Origin of the sequence: Xylocopilactobacillus apis, from assembly GCF_033095965.1 — a bacterium.
Lineage (GTDB): Bacteria > Bacillota > Bacilli > Lactobacillales > Lactobacillaceae > Xylocopilactobacillus > Xylocopilactobacillus apis.
The window spans coordinates 2,121,558-2,147,095 of the sequence record NZ_AP026801.1; the positions used below are offsets into that span (position 1 = coordinate 2,121,558).

Annotated in this window: 22 protein-coding genes; 7 read left to right on the top strand and 15 right to left on the bottom strand. The window is 35.1% G+C overall.

The features are described from left to right. Positions 1–137: 137 nt before the first annotated feature. Complete coding sequence (locus R8749_RS10125) at positions 138–473, top strand: DUF6176 family protein (protein ID WP_317696539.1); 336 nt, start codon at positions 138–140, stop codon at positions 471–473. A 603-nt stretch (positions 474–1,076) separates the two neighbouring features. Next, positions 1,077–1,580, top strand: a complete 504-nt coding sequence (locus tag R8749_RS10130; protein WP_317696542.1) for a hypothetical protein — start codon at positions 1,077–1,079, stop codon at positions 1,578–1,580. 80 nt (positions 1,581–1,660) lie between these two features. Here the strand turns inward: R8749_RS10130 and R8749_RS10135 are convergent, their stop codons facing one another. The 7 genes from R8749_RS10135 to R8749_RS10165 all read right to left on the bottom strand — a co-directional run bounded on the left by R8749_RS10135 (position 1,661) and on the right by R8749_RS10165 (position 8,047). After that, entirely contained in the window at positions 1,661–2,395 is a 735-nt protein-coding gene (locus R8749_RS10135) for a PH domain-containing protein (RefSeq protein WP_317696544.1), read from the bottom strand. 454 nt (positions 2,396–2,849) lie between these two features. Continuing rightward, positions 2,850–2,978 (bottom strand): hypothetical protein, encoded by a 129-nt coding sequence (locus tag R8749_RS10140; RefSeq protein WP_317696545.1) that lies wholly within the window; start codon positions 2,976–2,978, stop codon positions 2,850–2,852. 73 nt (positions 2,979–3,051) lie between these two features. Then, positions 3,052–3,273, bottom strand: a complete 222-nt coding sequence (gene mazE / locus R8749_RS10145; RefSeq protein ID WP_317696546.1) for a type II toxin-antitoxin system PemI/MazE family antitoxin — start codon at positions 3,271–3,273, stop codon at positions 3,052–3,054. 272 nt (positions 3,274–3,545) lie between these two features. Beyond that, a complete protein-coding gene (locus R8749_RS10150; RefSeq protein WP_317696548.1) occupies positions 3,546–4,799 on the bottom strand; it encodes an AbiH family protein in 1,254 nt (417 codons plus the stop codon). A 28-nt stretch (positions 4,800–4,827) separates the two neighbouring features. Beyond that, positions 4,828–5,952: a hypothetical protein gene (locus R8749_RS10155; protein WP_317696550.1), complete on the bottom strand. Its 1,125-nt coding sequence runs from the start codon at positions 5,950–5,952 to the stop codon at positions 4,828–4,830. Continuing rightward, a complete protein-coding gene (locus R8749_RS10160; protein ID WP_317696552.1) occupies positions 5,942–6,880 on the bottom strand; it encodes a hypothetical protein in 939 nt (312 codons plus the stop codon). Before R8749_RS10160 ends, R8749_RS10155 begins: the two co-directional genes overlap by 11 nt. A 63-nt stretch (positions 6,881–6,943) precedes the next feature. After that, positions 6,944–8,047, bottom strand: coding sequence for a hypothetical protein (locus R8749_RS10165; RefSeq protein ID WP_317696553.1), 1,104 nt, complete (start codon positions 8,045–8,047; stop codon positions 6,944–6,946). A gap of 356 nt (positions 8,048–8,403) precedes the next feature. Here R8749_RS10165 and R8749_RS10170 point away from each other — a divergent pair, with 356 nt between their 5' ends. Genes R8749_RS10170 through R8749_RS10180 form a run of 3 tightly spaced genes read left to right on the top strand, consistent with a single transcriptional unit; the run spans position 8,404 to position 14,220 of the window. Continuing rightward, complete coding sequence (locus tag R8749_RS10170) at positions 8,404–9,978, top strand: type I restriction-modification system subunit M (RefSeq protein WP_317696555.1); 1,575 nt, start codon at positions 8,404–8,406, stop codon at positions 9,976–9,978. Further along, positions 9,975–11,180, top strand: a complete 1,206-nt coding sequence (locus R8749_RS10175) for a restriction endonuclease subunit S (protein ID WP_317696556.1) — start codon at positions 9,975–9,977, stop codon at positions 11,178–11,180. The genes R8749_RS10170 and R8749_RS10175 overlap by 4 nt, the downstream gene beginning before the upstream one ends. A gap of 52 nt (positions 11,181–11,232) precedes the next feature. Next, a complete protein-coding gene (locus R8749_RS10180) occupies positions 11,233–14,220 on the top strand; it encodes a DEAD/DEAH box helicase family protein (RefSeq protein WP_317696557.1) in 2,988 nt (995 codons plus the stop codon). 133 nt (positions 14,221–14,353) lie between these two features. Here R8749_RS10180 and R8749_RS10185 read toward each other — a convergent pair whose 3' ends face one another. The 5 genes from R8749_RS10185 to R8749_RS10205 form a co-directional block, all read right to left on the bottom strand. Next, complete coding sequence (locus R8749_RS10185) at positions 14,354–14,770, bottom strand: very short patch repair endonuclease (protein WP_317696559.1); 417 nt, start codon at positions 14,768–14,770, stop codon at positions 14,354–14,356. Positions 14,771–14,816: 46 nt separating this feature from the next. Next, positions 14,817–16,115 (bottom strand): NgoFVII family restriction endonuclease, encoded by a 1,299-nt coding sequence (locus R8749_RS10190; RefSeq protein WP_317696561.1) that lies wholly within the window; start codon positions 16,113–16,115, stop codon positions 14,817–14,819. A gap of 48 nt (positions 16,116–16,163) precedes the next feature. After that, entirely contained in the window at positions 16,164–17,339 is a 1,176-nt protein-coding gene (locus R8749_RS10195) for a DNA cytosine methyltransferase (protein WP_317696562.1), read from the bottom strand. A 246-nt stretch (positions 17,340–17,585) separates the two neighbouring features. Continuing rightward, complete coding sequence (locus R8749_RS10200; protein WP_317696563.1) at positions 17,586–18,083, bottom strand: GNAT family N-acetyltransferase; 498 nt, start codon at positions 18,081–18,083, stop codon at positions 17,586–17,588. 2 nt (positions 18,084–18,085) lie between these two features. Then, positions 18,086–19,447, bottom strand: coding sequence for a transglutaminase-like domain-containing protein (locus tag R8749_RS10205; RefSeq protein ID WP_317696565.1), 1,362 nt, complete (start codon positions 19,445–19,447; stop codon positions 18,086–18,088). A gap of 191 nt (positions 19,448–19,638) precedes the next feature. Here R8749_RS10205 and R8749_RS10210 point away from each other — a divergent pair, with 191 nt between their 5' ends. Beyond that, on the top strand, positions 19,639–20,277 hold the full coding sequence (locus R8749_RS10210) for a CAP domain-containing protein (RefSeq protein WP_317696567.1): 639 nt from the start codon (positions 19,639–19,641) through the stop codon (positions 20,275–20,277). A 45-nt stretch (positions 20,278–20,322) separates the two neighbouring features. Here R8749_RS10210 and R8749_RS10215 read toward each other — a convergent pair whose 3' ends face one another. The 3 genes from R8749_RS10215 to R8749_RS10225 all read right to left on the bottom strand — a co-directional run bounded on the left by R8749_RS10215 (position 20,323) and on the right by R8749_RS10225 (position 24,643). Further along, entirely contained in the window at positions 20,323–23,418 is a 3,096-nt protein-coding gene (locus R8749_RS10215; protein WP_317696569.1) for a BspA family leucine-rich repeat surface protein, read from the bottom strand. Positions 23,419–23,633: 215 nt separating this feature from the next. After that, positions 23,634–24,044, bottom strand: a complete 411-nt coding sequence (locus R8749_RS10220; RefSeq protein WP_317696571.1) for a hypothetical protein — start codon at positions 24,042–24,044, stop codon at positions 23,634–23,636. Positions 24,045–24,295: 251 nt separating this feature from the next. Then, positions 24,296–24,643: a hypothetical protein gene (locus tag R8749_RS10225; protein WP_317696573.1), complete on the bottom strand. Its 348-nt coding sequence runs from the start codon at positions 24,641–24,643 to the stop codon at positions 24,296–24,298. A gap of 309 nt (positions 24,644–24,952) precedes the next feature. On the opposite strand from R8749_RS10225, the gene R8749_RS10230 reads away from it, so the two are divergent. Further along, positions 24,953–25,423, top strand: coding sequence for a hypothetical protein (locus tag R8749_RS10230; RefSeq protein ID WP_317696575.1), 471 nt, complete (start codon positions 24,953–24,955; stop codon positions 25,421–25,423). Positions 25,424–25,538 lie beyond the last annotated feature (115 nt).

Consider the following 25,538-nt stretch of genomic DNA (forward strand, 5'->3'; position numbering starts at 1 on the left):
TTAGATCCGATGTGATCAAATTTTAATTTTTGGCGTAACTTATTATAGGGGGCTAAAAAAGGCTCCCAAAAATAAAAACGAGTTTTTAAAGCAGAAGAAACAAATTTTATACCATTAAACTAAAGGAGCAAATAATTATGATTGTAGAACTTGAAGGATTTCCTGTCTATGCCTCTAAAATTGAAAAGGCCAAAGAATGGATGCAATTTTTGAAAAATCATCAAGCAGAGGTCGACCAAACTTTATTCGCCGAACATATGCAACTAGAACATATTTTTTCAATTACCATTAACAAACAGTTCTATCTCTGTTGGTACTCCAATCAAACGGAAACTGGCCCCGACGTTGCACAAAGTTTAAATCCGATTGACCAGATGCACGTTAAGTATTGGGATGAGTGTATCGATATGAGCAAACCATCATTGAAATTTAAATTAGAAAATACTTTTCAATTACCAAAAAAGGAAGATTAAGTAGGAATTTTGTTTCTTTTGCTAGATAAATGTTTTTAGACAAAATCTTCAACCAAGATATAAAAACAAAAGAATAAATGCAAATTCTAAATTATTGAAATCTTCTAAGGAAGAACCTTTAATCCTGTTTATTCATTGAAAATTAAAAAGCAGCGATCAATGCCGTCCTACAAGACTTGATTCGCAAAGCTTATAAAAATAGTAGCACGGGTTATCCACCACGAAAGAAAAATCGGGGTTATATTAAGTCCAGCCATCCCTTTATCTTAAACCTTTTAGTCCGGGATAAAACCCGAAGTAAGCGCAATTGAAAAGCAACAAACCAGTGACGTTTATTTTTTGAAACCCAAAAAGAGGCCTAAATAAAAAGCATGATTCGGCTTTAACTAAATTTCTTTCACCGATCTAATAAAACTTGGAGGATTCCATTTTTAAATAGTTATGAGTTAACATGGATGACCGCGATTCCCCTATTGCCATTTGAAGAACCTGATTTTTAAAATTATTTTTTAGCTCCGATATGATCAAATTTTAATTTTTTTTTGCGTAATGTATTATAAGGAGCTAAAAAAGGCTCCCAAAAATAAAAAGGAGTTTTAAAAAATGACTAAACGAAAATATTCAATGCTCAACCCCTACATGATGAAAAAGGTTTTTGCCAACCCTGAACATCCCAATATTTTTGCCGGATTTGTAAAAGACATGGCTGGCCTAAATGTTGTTAATGCTGAATTTGAAGATCCTTACGATCAAAGCAAGCCTTCATTAAAACATGAGTACATTCAGGCGATTGCCGAACTCGACAATGGGGAGAAATGCCTCATCAGGATTCAATCGATTTTTAAATACAATATCCCAGACGAAGGATACCTCCCGACCTATTTTATAAGGACCGTTAAAGACATTTTAGATAATGGTGCCCAAAAAGAAAACGGCGAATTCTACCCAATCTATCAAATTAATGTTGTAAGTTTTAACCTCTTTGAAAATGATTCGACTGCATTTCGGGTCGCAACTGTTAATGATGAGATTTTAAGAGAAATTTGTGATTCAGATCAACTCCCGTCAGTTAAATTCATCTTTTTAGAAATTAAAAAAAATCTCTGATTAGACCCAAACTTATAAAATTAATATTATATTCAATCAAAAAGCCATTGAAATGAACGGAATACCGCTTTTTCAATGGACTATTTTAAATTTAACATCTGTTTCTTTTTCGCAGAGAATTCTTCCTCGGTGAGAATCCCTTCGTCTACTAAAGATTTCAATTCTCTCAGTTGTGAGACTAGATCTTTATCAGCACCATGACTTTGTTGGTGTACTTTAGCCATTTCGGTCTTAATTCGATCAACCATAATGGGAGCCGAAGATTTGCTGACATCATCGACACTAGTTGTAATTGCACCATTGGTGATACTGATTTTTCCAAGCAGCATACCCGTAGAATATGAAACACTATTAACCATGTTTAATGGAATTTCAGTTGATTTAAATCCATACACTAGACCTTTATCAACAAATAGAATCCTGCTGTCCGTCAGTACCATTAAAACCGTTCCGCCTGCAATTACTCCACTCGTCGCATATTTAACAACTTCGTTTGACTGTAAAATGTCAGGCAAAGCTTTTACTTCCTTCTTAGTTCCGAACAAATCGGAAACCTGAGCCGCTTCAAACTGCGCCTTAATTTCGTCCATCCGGGAACTTTTATCCCCTTCAATCGCCTCTTTTAAATTGACATTACTTAAAAGAGCTCTTTGTAATTCATCAAATGAAAATCGATCGATATTCTTCAAAGCATCGTTCGCGTTTTTGAAACCCGCTTGCTTTAAATGGGACTCGCAAACCCACATTCCATTGATCTGAACTTTGTTGGTCATCATTCCAATTTCGGTATTACAAATTGCACACAGTTTGCTCATTTATTTTTGCCTCTCATAATCTGTAAAATAACTATACTACTTTTTGTTGGGCAAAATCAGATTTATTTAATCTTACTGTTTCTTTGAAGATAATAAATGCACAAACAAATTAACAATAACTCTTGTTTTAATAAGTTATGTCCATTAAAATAGCTACAGAATTGGGGTGTTCCTCTGCGGAGGGCACTTGGAGTGGTCGATTTTCTCTTTGAGAGATTGACCACTTTTTTAGTTTTAGAGGGTGAGGCCTTGCTACGAGCGGAAGTCCCGTTTTGGGACTTCCGTAGTATTACTGAACTTTTAGTAATTTTGAATCCCAAAATCAAACGACATTTGAATTAGTTGAACTACTTTGTAATATGTATCTTGTCGTAACTTTTCAATATATTCAATACTACGATTACTGCAAGAACTAACGTCAAGAGAATAAATTTGAGTAGTAACTACCTGTCCTTTAGTTTTTTGAGACGTAAAATATCAACATAAACGGGATTAGATCTAATTTTAGACGTAATTGGTGTAACATAACAAAACCAGTTGCTTTATTATAATCATTACTGCTAACTACTACAGCTGGATACATTTTTTGAATTTCACGACCTTTTGAAGGATCAAAATTAATCTAGACGTATCACCTTGTTTTTGTTGATACAAAACTATTCCACCTTTTTAAAATCTATGTCTGTCCACTCTTCTCCAGAATATAGAGACATTGGTTCAGCATCTTTATAAGAATTTTCAAGTTTTGGAACTAAAATAAAACCATTTCCATCGTCATTAGGAATCAAAAGCCATGTCTGCCCTGGCTTAAAACCCGCACTACTTGGTAAAGATAATGCTAATGAATTACCTCGTTTTATTGTCTTAACTTCGAACATCTCTGGCTCCATTTGGGATTATCTTAAAAAATATACATTATTAAATTTGAAACTTTCCGTGTAACTGGTAGAATGTATCCTAATAAGATAACTTGTGAAGGATAAACACTGGGTCCCAGAAAGGGGTAGGTACAATCGTACTGAGCATTCCTATGTGCCTGGGGTTATCTTTTTTTGTTTATAGTTTTAATTTAGATCGGTTGCAGAAAATCATCTAACGTAGAATGTTTTTTAGTTTCTGATGATTTATAAATCTTTTAAAATTTCTGTTCCTAAAGAGTAGTACTGTCGATAACTTGTAATCGATTTTCTAAAATCATCTTATTAACTATATTTTCTCCATGTCTGCCATCGAGCGTATTACCATAGTCCGTTAATAAATTTACAACTTTTCGAACAGCTTTTCTCTTTTCTAATTGTGCATGATCCCCAGGGTGATAATAGAATTCAAGTTTTGTTTTTGAAGAATAAATATCGCAATTGTCAAAAATTGTTTCAAAATACGAATAGTCTGCCCGCGCTAATGAATGCCCATAAATCGTAATTAAATCGATATTTTCGTAGCTCATATCATCTCTGATGATGTTAACGTTGTTATCAATCAATCTGAATGATTTGGTAAATATAATTCTTGGATCATCTTGTTTTCCGTCAGATAAAATGTCGTGGTTATCGATTCCAAAGATAGGAGCCGGGAGATGAAATCCACTAACGTAGGATATACTTTGCAACACAGCCTGCTCTGCAGCTGAATCTTTAAAAAAAGCTACGCCATGAATGTTGCTCCAGCTCAATATATGAACTTTGTCTCCATGATCTCTATTAAATTTTTCCTTGAAAGGGAGAGTCAATGAATAATTAAATGAAATTACATCAACATTTACGGGTTTCTCTTCTTCTGTTTGATCTAAATTTTTTATCAACCGTGAAAGTAAATTTGGATAAAAATCCTGAAAATTACGGTTATTTAAAACTTGTTTAACAATATAATCAGCAAATATTTCTTCAAACTGATTGAGATCGTTTAATAATTCAGTTGCAATCGTATCGGGAGAGTTGTCACCAATAGTAGATAGATAATTTATTGCCTTATAATATTTTTCTTTTTCGGTATCATCACTTTCCGAATTATGTTTAAATTCTAGATTTGATTCAAACGAAGGATCAAGTGCAATTGAGACAACATTGTAAATAATATTTTCTACACCTTGCCATTGAAGATTGTTAGTATCTTCTAAGAAAACTTGCGAAAACAAAAAGAAACAATCCCAACGAGTTATTTCAATCCCTTCTTTTTTCCGTTTAAGCTTATAGCCATGAAAGTAATCTATTTTTTTATTTAAGCCTTCATACATAAAACCGTTTTTTTCTATATAATTAGTAATTTTACACGCTGCTCTTTTACAATCTTTAAAATCATCAATATCAAATACTTCTTTAAATCGTTCACTAAAAAAATCATTGTAGTTTGATTTTAATCCACACTGTAAATCAAACCCATTTCCAATAACAAGTAATTGTTTCAAATAAAACCGCCTTTTAATCTAACATAATTTATAGAAATGAATACATAAAGAACGGCAAAACTATCCTAGATATCAATAAAACCAACAATACAATAAACGACCATATATATAATCTAGAAATCTTAGGATATTCCATATAATTAGAAAAATCATTTTCTTCAAAAAATAAATGATCGTTATAAAAAATTTTTATTTTTTTGTACTCATCTTTGAGTTCATTCATTTCCCTAACAAAAATTATCCAAATAACTATTAATGAAATAAAGAAAATAAGCAAAAACAATAGACTTTTTTCGGTTTTTGAGAAAAGAATTTTTTTCATTAAATTGCCACTAGGTTTATCTTTAATTTCACCATATATAAAAAGAGCAATGGAAGAACTCCAACCGATAAATTTTAAGTTTAACGATTGATAACTTTCTCGTTGACTTTTAGTAAAGTTAAAAAAATCATCTTTCAACATATTCACTTGTTTGAAATAATCATCAGTCTTTTCTTTTATAACTCTATTAAAAATAGACTTTGCTTTGTATAAATCTTCTTTAGTTAAATTAAACGATCGTTTTTCTATAATAAGCTTTCGAACTATTTCCAATCTAGTCTGTACATTTTCTTTACTATCAACAATCCATGAGTAAATATTAAGCAAATTAAAAGATTTAACTTGTTTAAAATCTATATGCTGTAAATACGACTCATCATCCAACTTTACTTGAAAATCAAAATTATTATCATCATATTCTGTAACATTAGATAAAAAAAGCATTATATATATTGACTGTACAAATCTAATTTTGTCATTCATCTTATATTTGCAAAAGTGACTAACTGATATACATAAGTCTTTTTTATTCAAGCCATTTATATTATTTTCAGAAATAACCTCACTATATATATTGAATTCTTTAGAAAAACATCCTGCGTCTACTATTTTTTCGTCTCTAAAGATGAGCAACGTTTTATCAAATTTTTTAATTTTAAATTTATCAACTATTTGAGAAAAAAACTCAGTTTCATTTATGTAACGTTCTTCTAAAAACAATAAACTGGGGGTGTTGTATAACTCCCCATCCTCAACATAATTACTCAAAATATCTGGAACATTACCGACAAATTTAAAAGCTGTATTTTCAAATGCTCCCTTAATTTCCATTTGTCAACTCTTTAGGTAATTTTTTTACAAATTCTCCACTTATGCGAAGATGTAGTTTGCCATCTTTATACTCTATACCCTGTTCTCTAATTAGTTTTTTATAGTTATTCGTGGTTACGCGCGTGTCTGGAGATATTTCAATGGTTTTTTTATAATTTTCTTTCAGCGCTTTTTTGGATATTCTAAAATCAGAGTCAATTTGTTCAAATTTATATGAATAAATTTTGCTTAAATCAATTTCTTCAATTAAATTATCTCTTCTTAAATGATTAGCTAATTCAACTTTATCAAATGATTCATGATCAAAAATATAATCTTCAGTTTCATCTTTTATTTTTTGGAAATTTGGAAGTTGAGATACTTCCTTAGCATATAATTCATCGCAATTTAGTAGCTCAATTAATTCCTTAGAGTTTTGGTAATCATTTCTGTTTAATGATAAATCTAAGAAATCTTCTCTCCAATACTTTGCTATAGATTGATTTTTGTCAATTATCACTATGTTACTTAGATCATCTTCTAAAATACATCCTTTATAATACTTGGATTCGGTTGTAAAAGTCGTCCTCATTTCGTAATGATGCTCCTTATCAATTATTTCCAGGTTTTCCAGTTTTAACAAGGTTAAACGATTGTTTTCTTTCTGGATAAGCAAGATTCCTTCTAAGATTTGTTTGTTCCTGGTTCCATCTTTTTTTTGCTCAGCTTTTGCTAATTTCTTTGCGAAATCTACCATCACAAAATTATTCGGATCCTTGGTATAGTCTTTAAGGATAGAAGTATCATTCGCACAACAATTAATTTTTAAATGGGTTATGCTTTTTTTTGAAAAAACTTTTTCAAAAATTTTATTTATATTTTGTTTATCTATATCATCCAGGTTCTCTTCTGTAACGACTTCACCTATAGAAAAAACATTTACTATCAATCAATTATCCTCTTATTTTAATTTTAAGATTTTTAATTTTAAATCTACTTGTATTAGCTTTTATCAAATCAAACATGTTTCTTTTTCTAGAATTTTAATTAGTTTTGCCGTATCTCTTTCTATGGAGTCGAATACGTCCTTAAATTTTATCCCTGTTTGAAATTCAACCATAGAAATAAAAATATCTTCTTTTATTTCCATTTGATCGTTATCTTTAGAGAGATTGTAGTGATAGATATTATTTCTCAAATTATTATTACTAAAAATACACTCAAATTTTTCTAACAAATCAGAAACAAATTCTATACCCATAAATGGATTTTCTTTCTCAATAAATTCCAGCTTTTTCATTGCTTGATAATAAACTAACATTTCTAATCTATATCTCAAAGAACTATTCTCACTGATTATTAAAGGTATTACATTTAATGAAAATGATAATTGACATTTTAAATTAAAAAGAAATAAGCTAAAGAATTTATCATCTGAATTCGTAAATATATTCCTTCTATCTTCATCCAAGAAAAAAAAGTCTTGATTAGAAATTTCACTATCTAATATTTTCGATTCGCACTTCTCATATTCAAACTTTTCTATTCGACTGTCTTCAAATTCTCTAACAACAAGATTAATATAGTAAGATTGATTTTTGCTAAATTGTTCAATTACTCGCTCAATAGAATTTTCTTTTTTTATTTCACTGTCAAAAGCATCAAAATAAATAGTCGTTTGATTTGTATTCGCTAAAGGAAGCCCTTTGTAATAGTAGACTCCCAGATCTTCTTGACCGAACAATGATATATATGATTTTTGTAAATCACTATAACCTTTTTGTAATTCCTTATAGAATTTTTTTTGTTGTTTCTCTACCTTTTTAATAGCTTTTCCACCTTTACTATCAGTATAAAGTTTCAGGCTTGACCTACTTTTCGCTAATAATTTGGTAAAATCTATTTGATCATTTAATCCTAAATCTTTTGAAAGTTTTAAATCTTTTTCACTAAATAAATCATCAACACCAACACATATTAATGATAAAATCGGAAAGATACATATAGATAATATACTTTGCGTCATCTTTGGTAAGTTTATTATTCTATAAATTAATTTTTCAGCTTCAATTAAATCTGATATCAGCTGCGCACGAGATAAATATAATAGATCCATATGCCTCAATTCTAAATAATTAATTTTCTTATAATCTAGTTTAAAAAATAAATTTGTTATTCAAATTAAGATCAATTTTTATTAACTTTATTCTCAACAATGAATGTATTTTTTTAGCAACAATAAAATTATACTTAAAAATTCGCTTTCAATCAAGGACTGTAACCTATATATAGTAGTATTGGTTAGAAATATATAGTCGAATGTGCCTTACCTAACTGATATATACTGTCATTTTTTAAAAAATGTTTTTTTGAATGTTATATATTGACGTTTACACTCTTTAATAACACTACTAGACGCACCCTCCATCCAAGTTATATCATTATATACATAACAAAAATTGGAGTGTGGATATGGCTTTAAGTGCTAAAGATAAGGCGACGGTGTGGCAAACCCTCAACGATACGCGGGGAAAAATCGAACCTTCCGAATACAAAAATTACGTCTTTGGCGTGATGTTTTACAAATTTCTTTCGGAAAAGGCGCAGAAATGGATTGATGGAATGCTGGGGGCTGATGAGAGCTGGACTGAAGTCTGGGCAGACGATGCCGAAAGCGCTGCTAGTGAAATGAAATCTGAGCTCGGTTACGCAATTAAACCTGGCGAGATGTTTGAAGATTGGCAAAAAGCGATCGACACCGGTGAATTTAACATCATGAAAGTCTCAGATTCGATCAATCACTTTAACCAAAGCATCGCAGAAAATGCCAAAAGCGTCTTCGGTGGAATTTTTGACGATATGGATCTCACCTCAAGTCGTTTGGGAAGCAATGCGGCAACAAGAACCTCCACCATGATGGACTGGATCAACATGATCTCCAAAATTGAAAACGATGACTCCACTGACGTACTTGGCGATCTATACGAATATCTGATCGGAATGTTTGCCGCCAACTCGGGTGCGAAGGCAGGCGAGTTCTATACGCCTCACCAAGTTTCTGACATTATGGCTCGAATTTTGACCGAAGGCCGCGAAAATCTAGACGACTACTCACTCTATGATCCAGCGCTAGGTTCTGGATCTCTTCTTTTGACAACTGCTTCTTACGTTAAAAGCGGTAAGGTCAGCTATTACGGTCAAGAAGTCATCACCACCACTTTCAACCTTGCCCGAATGAACCTCTTGATGCACGGCGTGCCTTTCTACAACGTCCACATCAAAAACGGTGACACTCTAGAAGACGATTGGCCGGACGGATCTGTCAATGGAATCGATAGTCCCCGCATGTTCGACGCTGTCATGGCAAATCCACCCTATTCGCTAAAATGGGATAATACTGGCCGCGAAGATGATCCTCGCTTTCGAGCTGGTGTTGCACCCAAATCTAAAGCTGACTACGCGTTTTTACTGCATGGACTCTATCATTTAAAGCAAAACGGCCGGATGGCGATCGTTTTGCCGCACGGAGTGCTATTTAGAGGTGCTGCCGAAGGAAAAATTCGCGAACTACTATTAAAAGAACGCCATATCAAAACCATTATCGGACTGCCTGAAAAGATTTTTACCAACACGGGAATTCCGACCATAATTATGGTCTTGGAGAAAAATCGTGAATCCGATGACGTATTATTTATTGATGCTTCGAAAGGTTTTGAAAAGCAGAAAAACAGCAACAAGCTCCGTCAAGAAGATATCGACAAAATCATCACCACTGCTTTGGAGCGCCAAGATGTCGACAAATATGCGCATGTAGCATCAATGCAAGAAATCATCGACAACGACTATAATCTAAATATTCCTCGTTACGTTGACACTTTTGAAGAGGAAGTTCCCGTCGATGCCAAGGCTCTTCTTAGCGATATGCGCGAGATTAACAAAGAAGAAGCAAAACTTACCGCTGAAATCAATCAAATGATGGAAGAACTCGTCGGTACTAACCCGGATGCTCAAGAAACTCTTGATCTGTTGAAGCAGGTACTCAAATGACGAACAAGAAAAATGTTCCTGAAATTAGGTTTGAGGGATTTAGTGGTGAGTGGGTTGAGAAGAAATTAGGAGAAGTTGCAAAAAGAATTATTAGAAAAAACAAAAATAATGAACCTTTACCGCCTTTAACAATATCCGCTCAATACGGCCTAATATCTCAACAAACTTTTTTCGATAAACAAATTGCAAGCAAAGATACAACAGGATATTTTTTGATAAAAAAAGGTGAATTTGCATATAACAAAAGCTACTCTCATGGATACCCTTGGGGAACTATAAAACGATTGGATAAATACAATAAAGGTGTTTTATCAACGCTATACATTGTTTTCAAAGCCACAAATATTTCATCTCAATTTCTAATTGCATATTACGATTCTAATTGTTGGTATAGAGAAGTTTCAAAAATCGCAACTGAAGGTGCACGAAACCATGGATTACTCAATATATCTCCATTGGATTTTTTTGATACAAAACTATATTTGTCTATTGAAGATTCTGAACAAGCCAAAATCGGTTCTTTCCTATCAAACATTGACAACCTACTCACAACCTCCAAACAAAAGACAGAAAAACTAAAGTCCCTTAAAAAAGCACTTTTGCAGAAGATGTTTCCTAGTGAAAAGCAAAGTACCCCCGACATTAGATTCGAAGGTTTTATTGATGAGTGGAATAAATACCGTTTGGGAGATGTAGTCAACTTTATTAACGGTAGAGCTTATAAACAACATGAACTACTAGATAATGGAAAATATCCTGTTCTAAGGGTCGGTAATTTTTATACCAATGAAAAGTGGTACTATTCTGATTTAGAATTACCAGAAAAAAATTATGCTGATAATGGAGATCTTTTATATACGTGGTCAGCCTCTTTTGGTCCTCATATTTGGAAAGGTAAAAAAGTTATATTTCATTACCATATTTGGAAAGTAGAATTATCAGAAAAACTCAAACTAAATTTCACATTACAAATATTGGAAGCCGATAAATCCCAGCTTTTAAATAATACAAATGGCTCAACAATGATTCATGTTACAAAAGCTGAGATGGAAAATAAAATTATTTCCATCCCCTCTATCCCCGAACAAACTCGCATTGGCCAACTATTCGCCAAAATCGACGAGCTCATCGCCATGAGCGAACACAAATCCCAAAAAATTGAAGAACTCAAAAAAGCACTTCTCCAAAAAATGTTTGTCTAATTACAGCTGACATCCATGCACCATCCACTAAAAACACCTAGAAAGGCCAAAAATGGCAGAAGAAAAATTTGAACAAGCGATCCTAACCAAACTCCAAAGCGAAGGCTGGACATACAACGAAGTCCTCTCCGGCTGCTCCGATGATAAATTGTACGACCACTGGCGTGACATTTTAAATCGCAACAATCGCACTAAATTGGACGGTACACCTCTCTCAGACCAGGAGTTCAACTCGCTTAAAATTGAACTCAATAAGAACAAGACGCCCTACGAAGCACAGCTTGTATTGGCCGGTGCCGGAAACATTGGAACTCTTCCGCTAACCCGTGACGACGGCACACAACTAGAAATTGAAATATTCTATGGCGACGAAATTGCTGGCGGCCGATCAGAGTACGAGGTCGTCAACCAGATCACTTTTAACCATCTCCCGACGACTCTCAGCCAAAAGCGACGGATCGACATTTTGCTCCTAATCAATGGCCTGCCCGTTGCTCATGTCGAAGAAAAAGACGAAGCGCTGCAAAATCAGTGGAACGCTTTTGAGCAGTTACAAAAATACGATGGAGACGGGATGTACACTGGTCTGATGAGCTTCGTGCAGGTTCAATTCATCCTCTCGCAGCATTCTGCTCACTATCTCGCTCGCCCTAAAAATTGCGATTCCTACAACCGCGATTTTGTTTTCGGCTGGCGCGATGACGAAGGAAAAGATGTCACCAACACAATGGAATTCACTCATCAGGAAATGGGCATCCCGGCACTTCATCGTCTCGTGACAACCAACATGATCCCGGATGCCGCCAACGACAACCTCATGGTCATGAGATCATATCAGATCCAAGCAACGCGCGCCATCCTTGATCGGATGCGGGAAATGGAACAAAACCATCTCGTCGAAAAAGAAGGCGGCTACATCTGGCACACCACTGGTTCTGGAAAAACGGTCACCTCGTTTAAGGTTGCCCAGTTAATCGCTGCAATGCCAAGGGTTCAGCACGTGCTTTTTATCGTGGATCGAGTCGATCTTGTTAATCAAACTTACGAAAATTTCAAAAGTTACGCTTATAAAACTTTCGAAAATCGGATTAAAATCGTTGACGGTCATCAGCTGAAAAAAGACATCAAAGATCAAATTTCTCACGTTTTTCTCATCACTGTCCAAGGTCTCGACAAAGCTGTGAAATCAGGGCTCACATCTGAGCAGCGCATGGTTATCATTATGGACGAAGCTCATCGTTCGGCTAGTGGCGATGCTGTTTCTCGCATCAAAAAAGCGCTGCCAAAGACAACCTGGTTTGGTTTTACAGGGACGCCTAACTTCTACTCCGATGAGGTCAAAGATATCAAAACGTCGCGCAACGTTTCGACCTATGATATTTTTGGCAAAAGACTCCACCGTTATACGATTAAAGACGCAATCGGTGACGGCAACGTCCTCGGATTTGACGTTAGCTATTACAAAACTGCGATTGAAGCTGAAAATAGCGATCAAAAGACCGACAAAGAGATGGAAAAAGCGGTCTACAATACCACTAGTTATCATGAATCAGTCGTTCAAGACATTATTGACCATTGGGATGACAATTCATCCGGCCCCTTAATCGGCGGCATTCGTCAGAAGAAGTATTTCCAAGCAATGTTTGCCGTTTCAGGAAAACAAGCTGCCGTCGAATACTATAATTTATTCAAAACCTTGGCTCCTCAACTCAAGGTTACAATGTCTTACTCTCGCGACGAAGACAACGGAGTTGGCACCGCAAACTTGCAGGAATCTTTGAAAACTGCGATGTCCGACTATCAAAAAATGTTCAACACAATGAACTTTCTTGATAGCCCTAATTCTGAGCGCTCTTTTCTAAATGACATCACTAAGCGTCTTGCTCGCAAAAAGCCATACAATCACAATGACCCCAACGACATTCTTGATCTGGTAATCGTCTCAGATCAGCTGCTGACCGGATTCGATTCAAAATTCGTTAACATCATCTACCTTGATAAAGTTTTAGCTGAAGGATTGCTCATCCAGGCGATGTCTCGAACTAATCGAGTTCTCAACAAAGAAGCAAAACCTTACGGCAAAGTCCGTTTTTACCGCAAAGGTGAGCTGATGGAGGAAAATGTCAGTCAGGCTCTTGTCATCTACACCAAGGGAGGTAACGACACGATCGCTGATGCCGAAAAGCCGTCATCGCCAAAAGAACAGCAAGATTTGATGAACAACGATATTTTAGCCCCTAAAATGTCAACCCAAATCGAGGATATTACGCCAAAAATTGAGGAACTCAAGAAACTGGCAGGCGATGATTTCTCTCAAGAACCAGTTGGTGAAAAAGAACAAATGAAGTTCGTTTTAACTGCTCAAGAAGTTAACAGTGCCGTTCAAAAAATGGTGCAGCAAGGTTTCCAATTCGGTACAGAAGTGGAAAAAGTAGATGAATCTGGCAACTCGACTGGCGAAACTGTTGAACTCCCGATCCAGTCAATTGATGAGCTCAGCGCTCTGCAGGCCCGAATGAATGATGTCAACGAAAAGTTGCCTAAAAAGAAACAAATGGATTTCACTGATTACAAAATTTCGGTTGAAAAATATTCAAGTGAGATCATTGACTACGATTACTTAATCGAGCTTTTGAATAACTATATGGATGAAAAAACGCCAGAAAACGAAGCTGCAATCAAAGAACACGTCGAATCATCAAAATCAATGGAGGAGTTAGATTTAAAACGCTTGCTAGAGGGTATCTTGGCGGGACATTTCCATAAGCACTTTACGTCGCAAAGTTTTAAAAATGTCATTAAGGAAATTCACAAAGAGAATCAAGAACTCGAACTTAACCGCTGGGCGTATGAAAATGGCTATAATTCAGAAGATATCTTCGAAGCCTACCAATTATTCATTCCTGGCGTCGATATCAAAAATAACCCCAGCCTAAACAGCAAGGTTAATGAAATTAATACCAAATTGGATCTATCATTTAAAAAGAAAAAAGAACTTAAAGAGAAACTAATTGAGCAGTTTGAAAAGATGGATAAGTAGCACGATAGACATTAAAAAGGCCTTATAATTCTGAAAACAACAATTCAGAAAGATGGGCCTTTTTTTTATATGACGAACAAACGTTTTGATTGTACGTTTAATTTTCTCTTCTAGCAAAAGCTCTTACAGATTTTTAACTTCTAACCAACAATAAAATTTTCTCTACACAATATTCTGTATTTTTTATTACATCTTTTGACCAAAATCGAAGAACTTTCCATTCCATCATCTTAAGCTGCTGATTAATTTCTTTATCCCTATTTATATTTTTTTCAATTTTTGGAATCCAATAATCACGGTTACTATGGATGTTATTTTTATTTTCATTCCATTTGTAACCATGCCAAAACTCACCATCTATAAATACCGCAATTTTACTTTTAGTAATAGCTATATCAGGTTTTCCAGGAAGTGTATTAAGATTTTTTCGATACCTAACTCCTCTGTTCCATAAAGCTTTTCTAAGTTTAATTTCAGGTTTTGTATTGGTAGAGCGAATTTGAGACATGTTGAAAGATCTCTGCTCTCTTGTAATAATATGATTAGACAAAATATACTCCACATAAAAATAACAGAATAAATTTTTAAAATTAGCATCAATCATCATTTAAATCAGTAAAATCACTGCTGTCTTTGCGCCCCATAAATAATTCATAAGAGCCTAACGGTGCAAAATCTATCCATAACTCCTTTTTATTATCAGGATCTTCATGCCAAATTCTTACAGAATCAAAGCCAGCTTTGTTTAAAATTGTTCTCGTGACTATTTCTTTTTTCTCAAGATGAAGTACATCGTATAAAAGCCATTTACCAAGAGCACTTTGTGGGTTTGTCTGCAGTGATTTGAAGTTTTCTTGAGCCAACCTAGCAGGATAAACTTTGCCATTCGGTAAATGAAGTTCTAATTCTATTGAAGATTTTCCCGTAATTGTTTTATATTGATCATACTTACGTATATCTACACTATCATCAAACCAATACGGGTATTTATTTCTAAATTCTGCGGGAATTGGTATATAAGCTTCTGCTTCAGGACGATCTCTATTACTGCCACGAGATTTTGGAGCACCGTTAAAAGCATTTAATCCTGACTTAGAAGGCACTTCGCCTTTACCTTGTATTGAATATAAAGGGAGATAAACCGCATCTGACTTTTCTTTTGGTTTTATATCATCATAAAGAACAATTTTATTTCTATTTTCAAAAGCTTCCTTCAAAAATTGAAAAGGATCATCAATTATACCTACATAAATTTCATCTATCAATGTACAGTCAGAAGTTTTACCGAATTTCATCCATATTTGGCTGTCTCCAAAAGTAAATTTATAGTCCTTTAGTCCATCTGTGAAGGAAAATGATGTTTTGGTCATATTGAATTCTTTTAAATTATTAATATTCACAAGCGGATAAGCAGTTTCGTGAATAACCAGCTTCCCTTCATCACGAGTTATATAATGATAAATGTTATCAGAACCATTATCACTTAATCCAAGCCTAGCATAATCAGTTTTTAATTTTTCGTTTTTTATTGAAGATATTTTATAGGCTATATCTTCCAATTTTCCACTGATTATAACTTTCTCTATCTCAGATTTATAAGCCTTTAACTGCATTACTTTTTGGTATGATTCTCTACTGTTAAGCCAAGTTTTAATTCCGATGCCTATTCTTTTAGAACCAAAAACAGAAAGCATATCATGTGGTGTATTTCCAACATCAACCTCTTTTGCGCCAAAACTTCTAGAATAAATGGTTTCTTGAAATTTTGAATCCAAATAAGGAGCACCTGTTGTACTAGACTTTTGATTAAACATTTTTGATAAAGACGCATACATTTTTATAAAACTTATATAGTCTTGCTGCTGTTCTTTGCTATAAAATTCCCAAACTGTCATTTTCAGACTCCACTAAGAGATTTAACTAAATTTTTGTGTAAATCAATATTAACCAACAATTGTTAAAAATTCGTGTTCCCCACCACTTTTGATTGTTTTATAAAAATCATCATTATCATAAATAGAATAGGAATAAGATTTCGAATCTCTTTTTAAAGATTCAACATCTTTCAAAACCTCAACTTGATATGATGACCCCGCCATTCTTCCATTCATATATGTATATATAAGAGAAAATTTATTTTCTGTATCTGGTAAACTCATATCTTCATCTGTAAGAGCCATATAAATGGAATCTGCAATTCTCTTAATTAATGGAACAACCACAGAATTTCCAGCCTGCTTATATAAATGAGAATCTGCAATTTTGGGAAGTTTAAAACTTTTTGGAAAACCTTGAGCATTAAAAGTTTCTCTTGGAGTTAATTTTCTTATTCTTCCATCAGAGGTAAGAATAAGAGGAACATTATGTCCCCCTGTCCCCATATTTGCAGTCAAAGTAGGAATTACCCCATTTTTATTTTCTCGTACATAAATTCTTCGCCACTGATACACAGAATCAGGATTTTGCATTTCTTCTGCTAATTTATTATAAAAAGGCTGTTTACCTTCCTTATAATAGTATTTTTCATCAACAGTTTTGTCATATTCTATGATGTCAGATAATGGTTTAATTAACTTTACAGGTGTAGGAAATTCAAATTTTTCAAAAGATTTTCGATCTTTAAATCCAACAACATATATACGTTCTCTATTTTGAGGTATATTTCCATAATCCTTTGCATTTAATACTTTCCACTTCACAAAGTATCCAGCATGTACTAAAAATTCTCTAATAACCTTAAAAGTATTTCCATGATCATGAGTGACTAAATTTTTGACGTTTTCAAGAAAAACCACTTTAGGTTGTTTAGCTTTTATAACCCTCAATGTTTCAAAAAACAAATCTCCTCTTTCGTCACTTAAACCTTTCCTGTACCCTGCAATACTAAATGGCTGACAAGGGAATCCTGCTATGACAATATCTGCATCAGGGATATCTTTTGTTTCGACACTATGAATATCACGTCTATCAAGTATTTTTTTACTATAATTTTGCGCGAACGTTTCCTGAGCGTATTTATCAAATTCGTTAGCATATATAGTCTCAAATTTATTCGTCATAGAAAAACCCAAATCAATTCCGCCAACTCCTGCGAAAAGACTTATTATCTTAGTTTTCATGTCACACCAACTCCTTCAAAAAAATTATACAGCACTTACGTTTAAAAAGCAGCAATGACTTACTTAAAATAAGTAATAAATAATTTGTTTTAAAATTTCTTAAACTTTTTCAAAAAGATCAAATTCTAGCAGATTATCAGGTACTTCCTGAATAAATCAGAATTGCACTCAATCAATATTAGAATCATCAAAAACTCATTTTCCTTTCTGCAGCCTTTTTATTGTTTTCTGCAGCATTCACTTCACCTACAGTAATTTCGCCATATAAATCTCATTAACGTACCGACCGTCCAGTAATATCGAACGCTGTCTAACTCCTTCAACCTCAAAGCCTTGCGCTTGATAGAGCCTTTTTGCAGCGACATTAGTCTCTACCACCGTTAGCTCTAACCTTTTAATCTGATTTAATTGCGCCCACTGATCGAGATTATGAAATAAAGCGGAACCGATTCCTCTGTTATGAAAATCAGCAATGATTCCCACCACAACTGAAGCTACATGTCGATTTCTACGATGTCTGCCTCTTTGAGCCAAAAGATACCCAATCATCTGCTCATCGCAGCTTGCTGTCTGCAAGAAATCGACTCCTCGATTGGCATTTTCGATTAACTTTTTTAAAGGTTCTAAATCATATTCTCTTTCATCTGTCTCGTACAGCGTAAATTTTGTTTCGCGATCGATTTGAGCCATTAATTGCCATAAAGATTCTGCGTCAACAACTTGCGGCGTTTCATAATTTACCAAACTCAATCCAGCTCCTGCATCGAGATCAATTCTTGTGCGACTTCCAAATTAGCATAAATCATACCCTCATCAACATATTCAAATTCACCACGCTGATTATCAACTGGATCGGCTCTAAACTGCTTTTTTTCAGGTGTAAAAGGTGCTTGAATTTCACTGTTGGCTGGCATCCGGTAAATATCTAAATTACCAAAATAGTAATTCCAACGCTCTAAATTATTGCTCCGATAAGAACTGCCGCCAAATGACAAATCAGCAAATACCCAGCCATACGGTGCAACATAGAACTGTGCCCAATCATGACAACCAGTATAAAATTTCGTAACATAAAGTCCCGACTGCCAGCGGGACGGAATTCCTGCAATCCGACATAACGTGATGAACAAAAGCGCTTGAACCCCACAGTCCCCCTTCTGATTTACAGCCGCATACTCAGAAATATTGTCAATTGTACAATACTCGCGCATATAAGAGTAATTCACCTTCGTTGTTACATAATCATAAATTCTCCGCGCCTGCTTAATTGGATTTTGTTCAGTGCCGATAATTTCTTTTTCGAGTGCTTTTAAAAACGGCGTAAATCTGATGTGCGGATCTTGTTCGCCTAAATCACTCGTAATATCAACGGGCTCTGCCTTTTTAGGATCAAGCTCGACGTAATTAACCTGATTTACATATTCATATTCAACCGAAAATTCTTGATTGCTTTCTAATTTTGTCTCAAAACAAACTGTCCGCTGTGCTGAATCAACTGGCGCAATTACTGTTGCTTCAGGCGTTGTCCGCAATATCTTAATCTCAGAAACTTGCTGGCAGTCTTTGGGAATTGGCAGATGAACCCTCACAAAATCACCGACACGTTCGTGATTCTTTTTCACCTTAATTGAAGATCTAAGTCGGATCTTAACTTTGCGAGACCCCTTCTCTTTCATTAATCGAACGTTATCGTTAAGCTCGTTTTGCCGCTCTTCGTTATTTTCTTGCTGCTTTAAACGTGCTTTGTATTTCGGATCCGTGCTGGATAGATTTAAAAAGAATCGACGCTGAAAATGAACATCTCCGTTTATGTACATCCAATCGACCAGCCCTTGATCCTTTAACTCCTCTAGCTCACCATTGTCATAAGAAGTCAGATTTTCCTTCATTACCTCAACTGCTTGCTTTAAATCATAAGGATACTCATTTTCCTTCATGACTTTTAAAATATCCAATTCTAAACGCAGACGTTCTTTTAAAATTTCAGAGATGTCTTTTTCTAATTTAAAATTGATCAGTTTTTCGGCACCCGCAAAGTCTCCAAAATTCTTCAGTTTTAAAACGTCTTCTGGTAATGGAACTACTAATTTTGCAATGTTTTCTGTCATCTCATCTCCTAAACTGGGTAAAATTATCCTCTTATGGCATCAAATAAAGAAATTGAATTTACTTTATCATTTTATCTCGGTTCCTGCATTGTAATAAAAATTGCGAGCTGGAATCCCCATTTTAAAAAAAATTCTTACATATTCCAAAAAATGTATTTAAAATAACCTTGTTTTTAAAAAAAGGGTAAAAAATGAAACTAAATAAAAACACTATCATTTTTTCAATCGTTCTTTCAACGTTGATGTTAGGTACTGCGATCCAACCAGTATCCGCTGCTCACAGCAATTATAACCAAACTTCGGCTAAGACTAAGCCAAAAAGTAAACCGGCCGCTCAAAACGCAAATTCAAAAGCTGTGATTGCTGAACTAAAAAGACTTCGTTCTCAAAACAAACGATCCTCTTTAACAGAAGTCAATGGATTAGATATCTCTTCACAATACCGTGCTGAACATTTAGCAGCTATTAAGAATTCAAACACCGTTGGTTGGGGAACTGTTCATCCTAATTCTTATGCAGGCGAAAACATTGTAACAGTGCCTGACAGCAAAAACGCCAAAACAAATGCCATTAACATTATTAAAAAACTATATCTCGACAAAAATGATCCGTATTTGCGTCATCGAAAAAATATGCTCAATCCATTTTATATTGCAACTGGCGTTGGAGTAGCTAAAGGCAGTGACGGCAACCTTTACGCCGTACAAACATTCTCAGGAATTCACCCTAACAGCAAGGATAAAGTTGAACAAATTCACGACTACTATAACTATTATTTCCAGAAAGGTGAGTCTGCTAAATATAAAAGTCATTATGACATGACAAAATAACACCAAAAAAACCGGCTTTTTTACAAACCGGTTTTTAATTTACCCTCAAGGCACATTAACTAAAGTAAAAGTAACAGTACTGCTATAATGCCCTGCTTCAGGAATATCTTTGGCAGCAGCTTTGAAAATTAAATTCCATGAAATTGTCTTTGAATCTTCCAAATTAGTGCTGCGAGTTCCAGAATAGATCGTCTGGGCAACAGGGGTTAGGTTATATTCATTACTGCCATCATTATAAAATAGCGGATTTCCACTAATCGTTTTGCCGGATGAATTCTGCATATCACTATTAGCAGCTTCAATCCGCCAAGCATTGCCAGATTTACCATTACGGTCATCGGTTACTGTTAAACTCTGCGCGGTACTTTCATAACTATGATGGCGTGTCGCACCTTCATGCGTCCCAAAATCAATATCGGACGTAGTGCGAATCCTTTGGCTTCCCAGCTGATCCCAAACATACGTGGTAGTTTTGCTTAAAATCTTAGAATCACTCACAATTTGAGCAGCTGTTTTATTTTCTCCCAAAGGTTCATGCGGTGTGCCAACGCCAACTTCTCGCCACATTGAATATGTACAGTAATACTTACCTGTCTCATCATTAATTTCTGTACCACGCACAGGATTTACGAGCCCAACATCATTTCCAGCTAGATCTGATAATTTTGTATCAGTTCCAAGAGTCAGCTGCCATAGCTTTGGCGTATTCGCAAACATTTGATCAACATTAGTCCCAGAATTAATCGTAAAATTAGATAAATCGAGGATTGGCAGTGAGGTGCAATTACGAAAAAGTCCCATCATATTTGTGACTTTATCGGTCTTAAAATCAGGTCCAAAGGTCACCTTCGTTAAAGCAGGATCATTAACAAACATTTCCCGCATCGACTCTAAATTGCTGGTATTAAAGTTACCAAGATTGACCTCTTTCAATGATGCGTTATTACAAAACATAAAACGCATCTCTTTAACCTTACTGGTATCAAAATTACTTACATCAACACTAATTAAAGCGTCGCACCCGCCAAACATATCCTCCATATCTTCAACGTTGCTGGTGTTAAAACCTGACACGTCAAAAGTCGTCATTTTTTTGATCGATTCGAAAAATCCGCCAATATCAGTTGCGTTATCGGTCTTAAAATTGGCCCCGTACCTAATCGACGTTACGTTCTCGCAATGTCTTAGAACTCGTGACATATCGGTAACTTGTCTGGTATCAAAACCTGAGAAATCCACCGTGCTGATCGACTTACACCATTCAAACATCGACTGAATCCCCGTCACTTGGCTCGTATCAAGATTGGTAATCCCAACAAATTCCGTCACATTTTCCAGTTGATAAAATAAATGGCTTAAATCACCAATTCCAGAAACTCCCGGCTCAATCACAACTTTAGTAATCTCATCGCGAAAAGAATACCACGGCCAGATTGGAAACCATTTCCAACTGTCCTCATCTTGAACTGTCTCGCTTGTATCAAGAGTTTTGTTCAACTGATGAGGATGAATTGTGAGAACGCCATTTTGAAAAGTCCACCAAGGCGTGGTATTGAGTTTGACCGTGCGGCTTTTTGATAAATCGAAATTGTTATTGTTATCCACAGCAACAATGTGAAGATATTGATCTGTTCCCGTAATTGAAGTTAAATTAAGTGTCGCTGAACTTGTACCCGACACATCCGGCAAAAGATTTATATTGGTCACTTCGCCAGCTGCATTTTTTACAGGAGCTGCAACCCCATTTGGATCGCTGTCAATCTGATAAACGTATCCTTTAATTCCACTGGCAGCGGTCGTCAGTTTAACCATATCCGAATATTTGTCTGCTGTTGCAGTTTTTGCTTTTACTCGGTAAAAATAATCGTTCCCGGTATCTGTTGCATTAACTCTAAAATTATTGTTGTTTTCATTCAGGGATGCTAAATAAGGGGCCTTCGGTGCTGTAAGGTCTTGATCAATTTCATGATCTTCTCCGTGTGTAGTCATGTTCAAGGTACTCGTGTAGTAGATCATGTTAGCAATGATTTTAGCTTCATCAGTCGTACAAGAACCAGTACTATGACCTGTTTGGATCATTGCATAGTTATCTTTAGTCACCAAATACCAATTGTTATCGCCAACTACATTACCACTGTCATCATTTAAATAATCCGGATTAGTCATACTTGTGCCGGTCTTTAAGTCACTTAAGGGCGGTGAAAACTGCATCCATCTCAAAGCACCACTTTTATACTTGTAAAATTGATATGACGTATGAGCGGGCATAATATTAAGAATTTGTTCTGGCGTAAATTGATAAGGATAGCTAATCAGAGATCCTTTTCTTGCAAACGCCACTTTAGAACTGGATGGAAAATGCAGACCAGTAACAGTCATGCCAGCTGGTAAAGAAGAACCAAATTCTAGCCCTAAGTTACCAGCAAAACTGCCTAAATATGGATGAGTAAGCGTAACCGTGTCATGACCAAAAATTAAAGAACGACCCGTATTGCCAAAATCGGACACCAAAGACTTTGAAGCTGCTGTCAAATCATTTACGCCCGGTGTCGTGCCGCCATTAGTGTCGCTTGAGCCAAAATAAATCCCGTCGTACTTATAATTTCCTGCAGCATCCTTTAAATACGAATTGGGATCTGCATTAAAAGTACTAAAATCAATGGCATCAACGGAAATTAGATTTTTTGAAATTGGTTGTCCCGTCTGAGGATCAGTTTGATCCAGCCACGTTTTTAAAAAGTTCCCGCCTGGTGGATAAACATTTAAAATTTTAACTTTTTTGTCGTAATTAGTCGGGAGATTTGACCACGCGCTCTCAAGATCAAGATCTCTTTCACTCTTATTTTTTTGGACAATATAACCATCAGTTGCCCCGTCTATTGAATCCCAATTTAAACTTACAACACTTTGATCATTGGTTGTCGTGATGCTTGCTTTAAAACGAAAATCCCCATTTCTCACAACTCTTCCATCAATTTTAGAAGAATCATCACGTGTTAGTTTTTGGGATTTATTGACTGATACCTCTGCTGATCTATCTTCAGCTTTAAGATCAAGGTGCCAGCTCAATGCAACTATGAAAATTAAAATTCCGATCAAAACTTCAAAAAAATATTTGAAATTTCTCCAACTTAAATTCATGCTTGCTCCTAGTTCTATTACTAAGAACAAATTTTAGCACCATTAACACTTTAATTTTGTTAGATTTTAAAAGTATTCGTTTCAAAAAAGGGATTTGACAAACTATCAGTAATTTCAACAATTCATCAGAACTTCTTTAGAAATACTTCCCAAACAAAAAAGCGAACACTACCGCTTTAATCACAGCAATTTCGCCATATGTATTGATAATTCCATCAATTATCTTCATCTATATTACTAACAGTGCCAGGTGCTGTTTTTAAATCACTCTGAGCCTTTCTTTTAAGAACGTCGACGGTCAGCTTTTGATCTGACAGAGAATTAAATGCTTCTTTAAGCGGCTTTAACACCTCACGCATTTGCTGATGGGTAAGTTTTTGCTTCTGTTTTTCATCAAATCGATAATTATCATCAATTAATTCACCTGTTTTATTAGATTTATTCACGTTATATTCCAGATCAATTTCTGCCCGCGACTCAACCCCTTCGCCACCAGGGCCATCTTCATAGGAAAATGTAACGGTTGGCGTTTCAAAAGAGACCGTGAACCATCTCATGAATTTATAATTCTCTAAATAAAATCTCATATAAGTGGGGACCATTTTCCCATCAACGTTGTAGCCCACTGTGATGATCGAATATTTGTAATTCTTACCAGAAACCTTAATGTTTAACGGCTTTAGATAGCCGATGCTCCAGCGAGTACTCGATTCTCTTGAAAAGCCCGCACTAACTGGTTCTAAATCAGAATTGAGCTGTCAATAAGGCCATTCGTGCCAAACGTACACACAAAAAGCAGCAGCAAAAATCACTAAAACGATTCCAATTTTTGTTTTCTTTTTCATTCCATCAGCTTTTAAATTCCATTACTTTTAATTTAGTTATTATTTTTCCCTTTCCTGCTTGCATCGTCAATAATTTTAAAAATTGCAGTTTCGTTCGACTCATAATTGTAAAGTAAATAATTGATTTGCATTTTAGCTAGTACCTCAGCAATTATATGTTTAGGAGCTGCGTCAGAAATAGCGTCATAAGGTCCCTTAATTAAAACTTCTGTCTCCGTAATGATTTCAAGACATTCTGAATAATCGGTAACCTTCCTTATTGTCTCAAGAGGAATCTTTAACGTCTTTTTCTCTTCCGTTAACAGATCTTTAACCCGCAGCTGAGGAATTTCAATTTTTTGATCCGTTCCATTTGTCTTTCGTAAAACGATCTGGATCAAGCTGCACCTCTTGAATAATCTGATGCATATCCGCTGAAAATAATTCAGGATCGAGATCAGGCAGCTTATCTCTCATTAACCGAATAATCCCAATAAAACCTTCATAATTAACATATTTTTGGTTCCTTCAACCCAAACACTATGATTTCCTTCTTTGCCTGCTCTAATTAATTCGATCTTTTTTTCTTTTGTCGTTGTTTATCCTTACCTTTATTTTTCTTAATTTTACGTTAGTTTTTCCCAAAAAGAAAAAGCTGCGTAATGTTTATATGGACGCGAAAAATCCAAAAAAATTTTAAGGAGTTTGCAATGACAAACAAAAGAGCTTTACCTTTAAACAATGACTTTTTAAGAAAAACTTTCTGTAACCCCATGCACCCTAATATCCTTATCGGATTTGCCAAGGACATGTTAGATCTTGACGTAGAAAACTTTACGCTGGAAAATCCTGATTACTCTAAATACAAAGGAGTAAGTGCCCTTGCTCATTTAAAAGATGGCGCCGATGTAATCATCCGGGTCCAAGTCCTAAAGAGTGAAGATCTCTCTTCAGAAAGCGAGGTTGAATATTACTGCTTAACCGAATTAACTAAAAACTTTGAAGAACGAGGCGCCGAAGACGTTTCAGAACTACGACCAACTTTTCAAGTTAATATTTTAGATTACCGACTTTTTAAAAGTGACTCCCAGCATCTTCATTCTTTTGCAATCGATCATAAAGATTCATCTCAAAAGTATGCTCCGCTAACGACCTCCTTCTTTGAAGTTGTGAATAAATAACAGAATTTGAATTCAAAAAATCTTGCTTTTATTTAGTAAGCGTGTTAAATTTCTTAATATTACACACTAAAGAAAACGAGATCGAACTCAGCTAAGTGAAAACTGACTTAGGTGT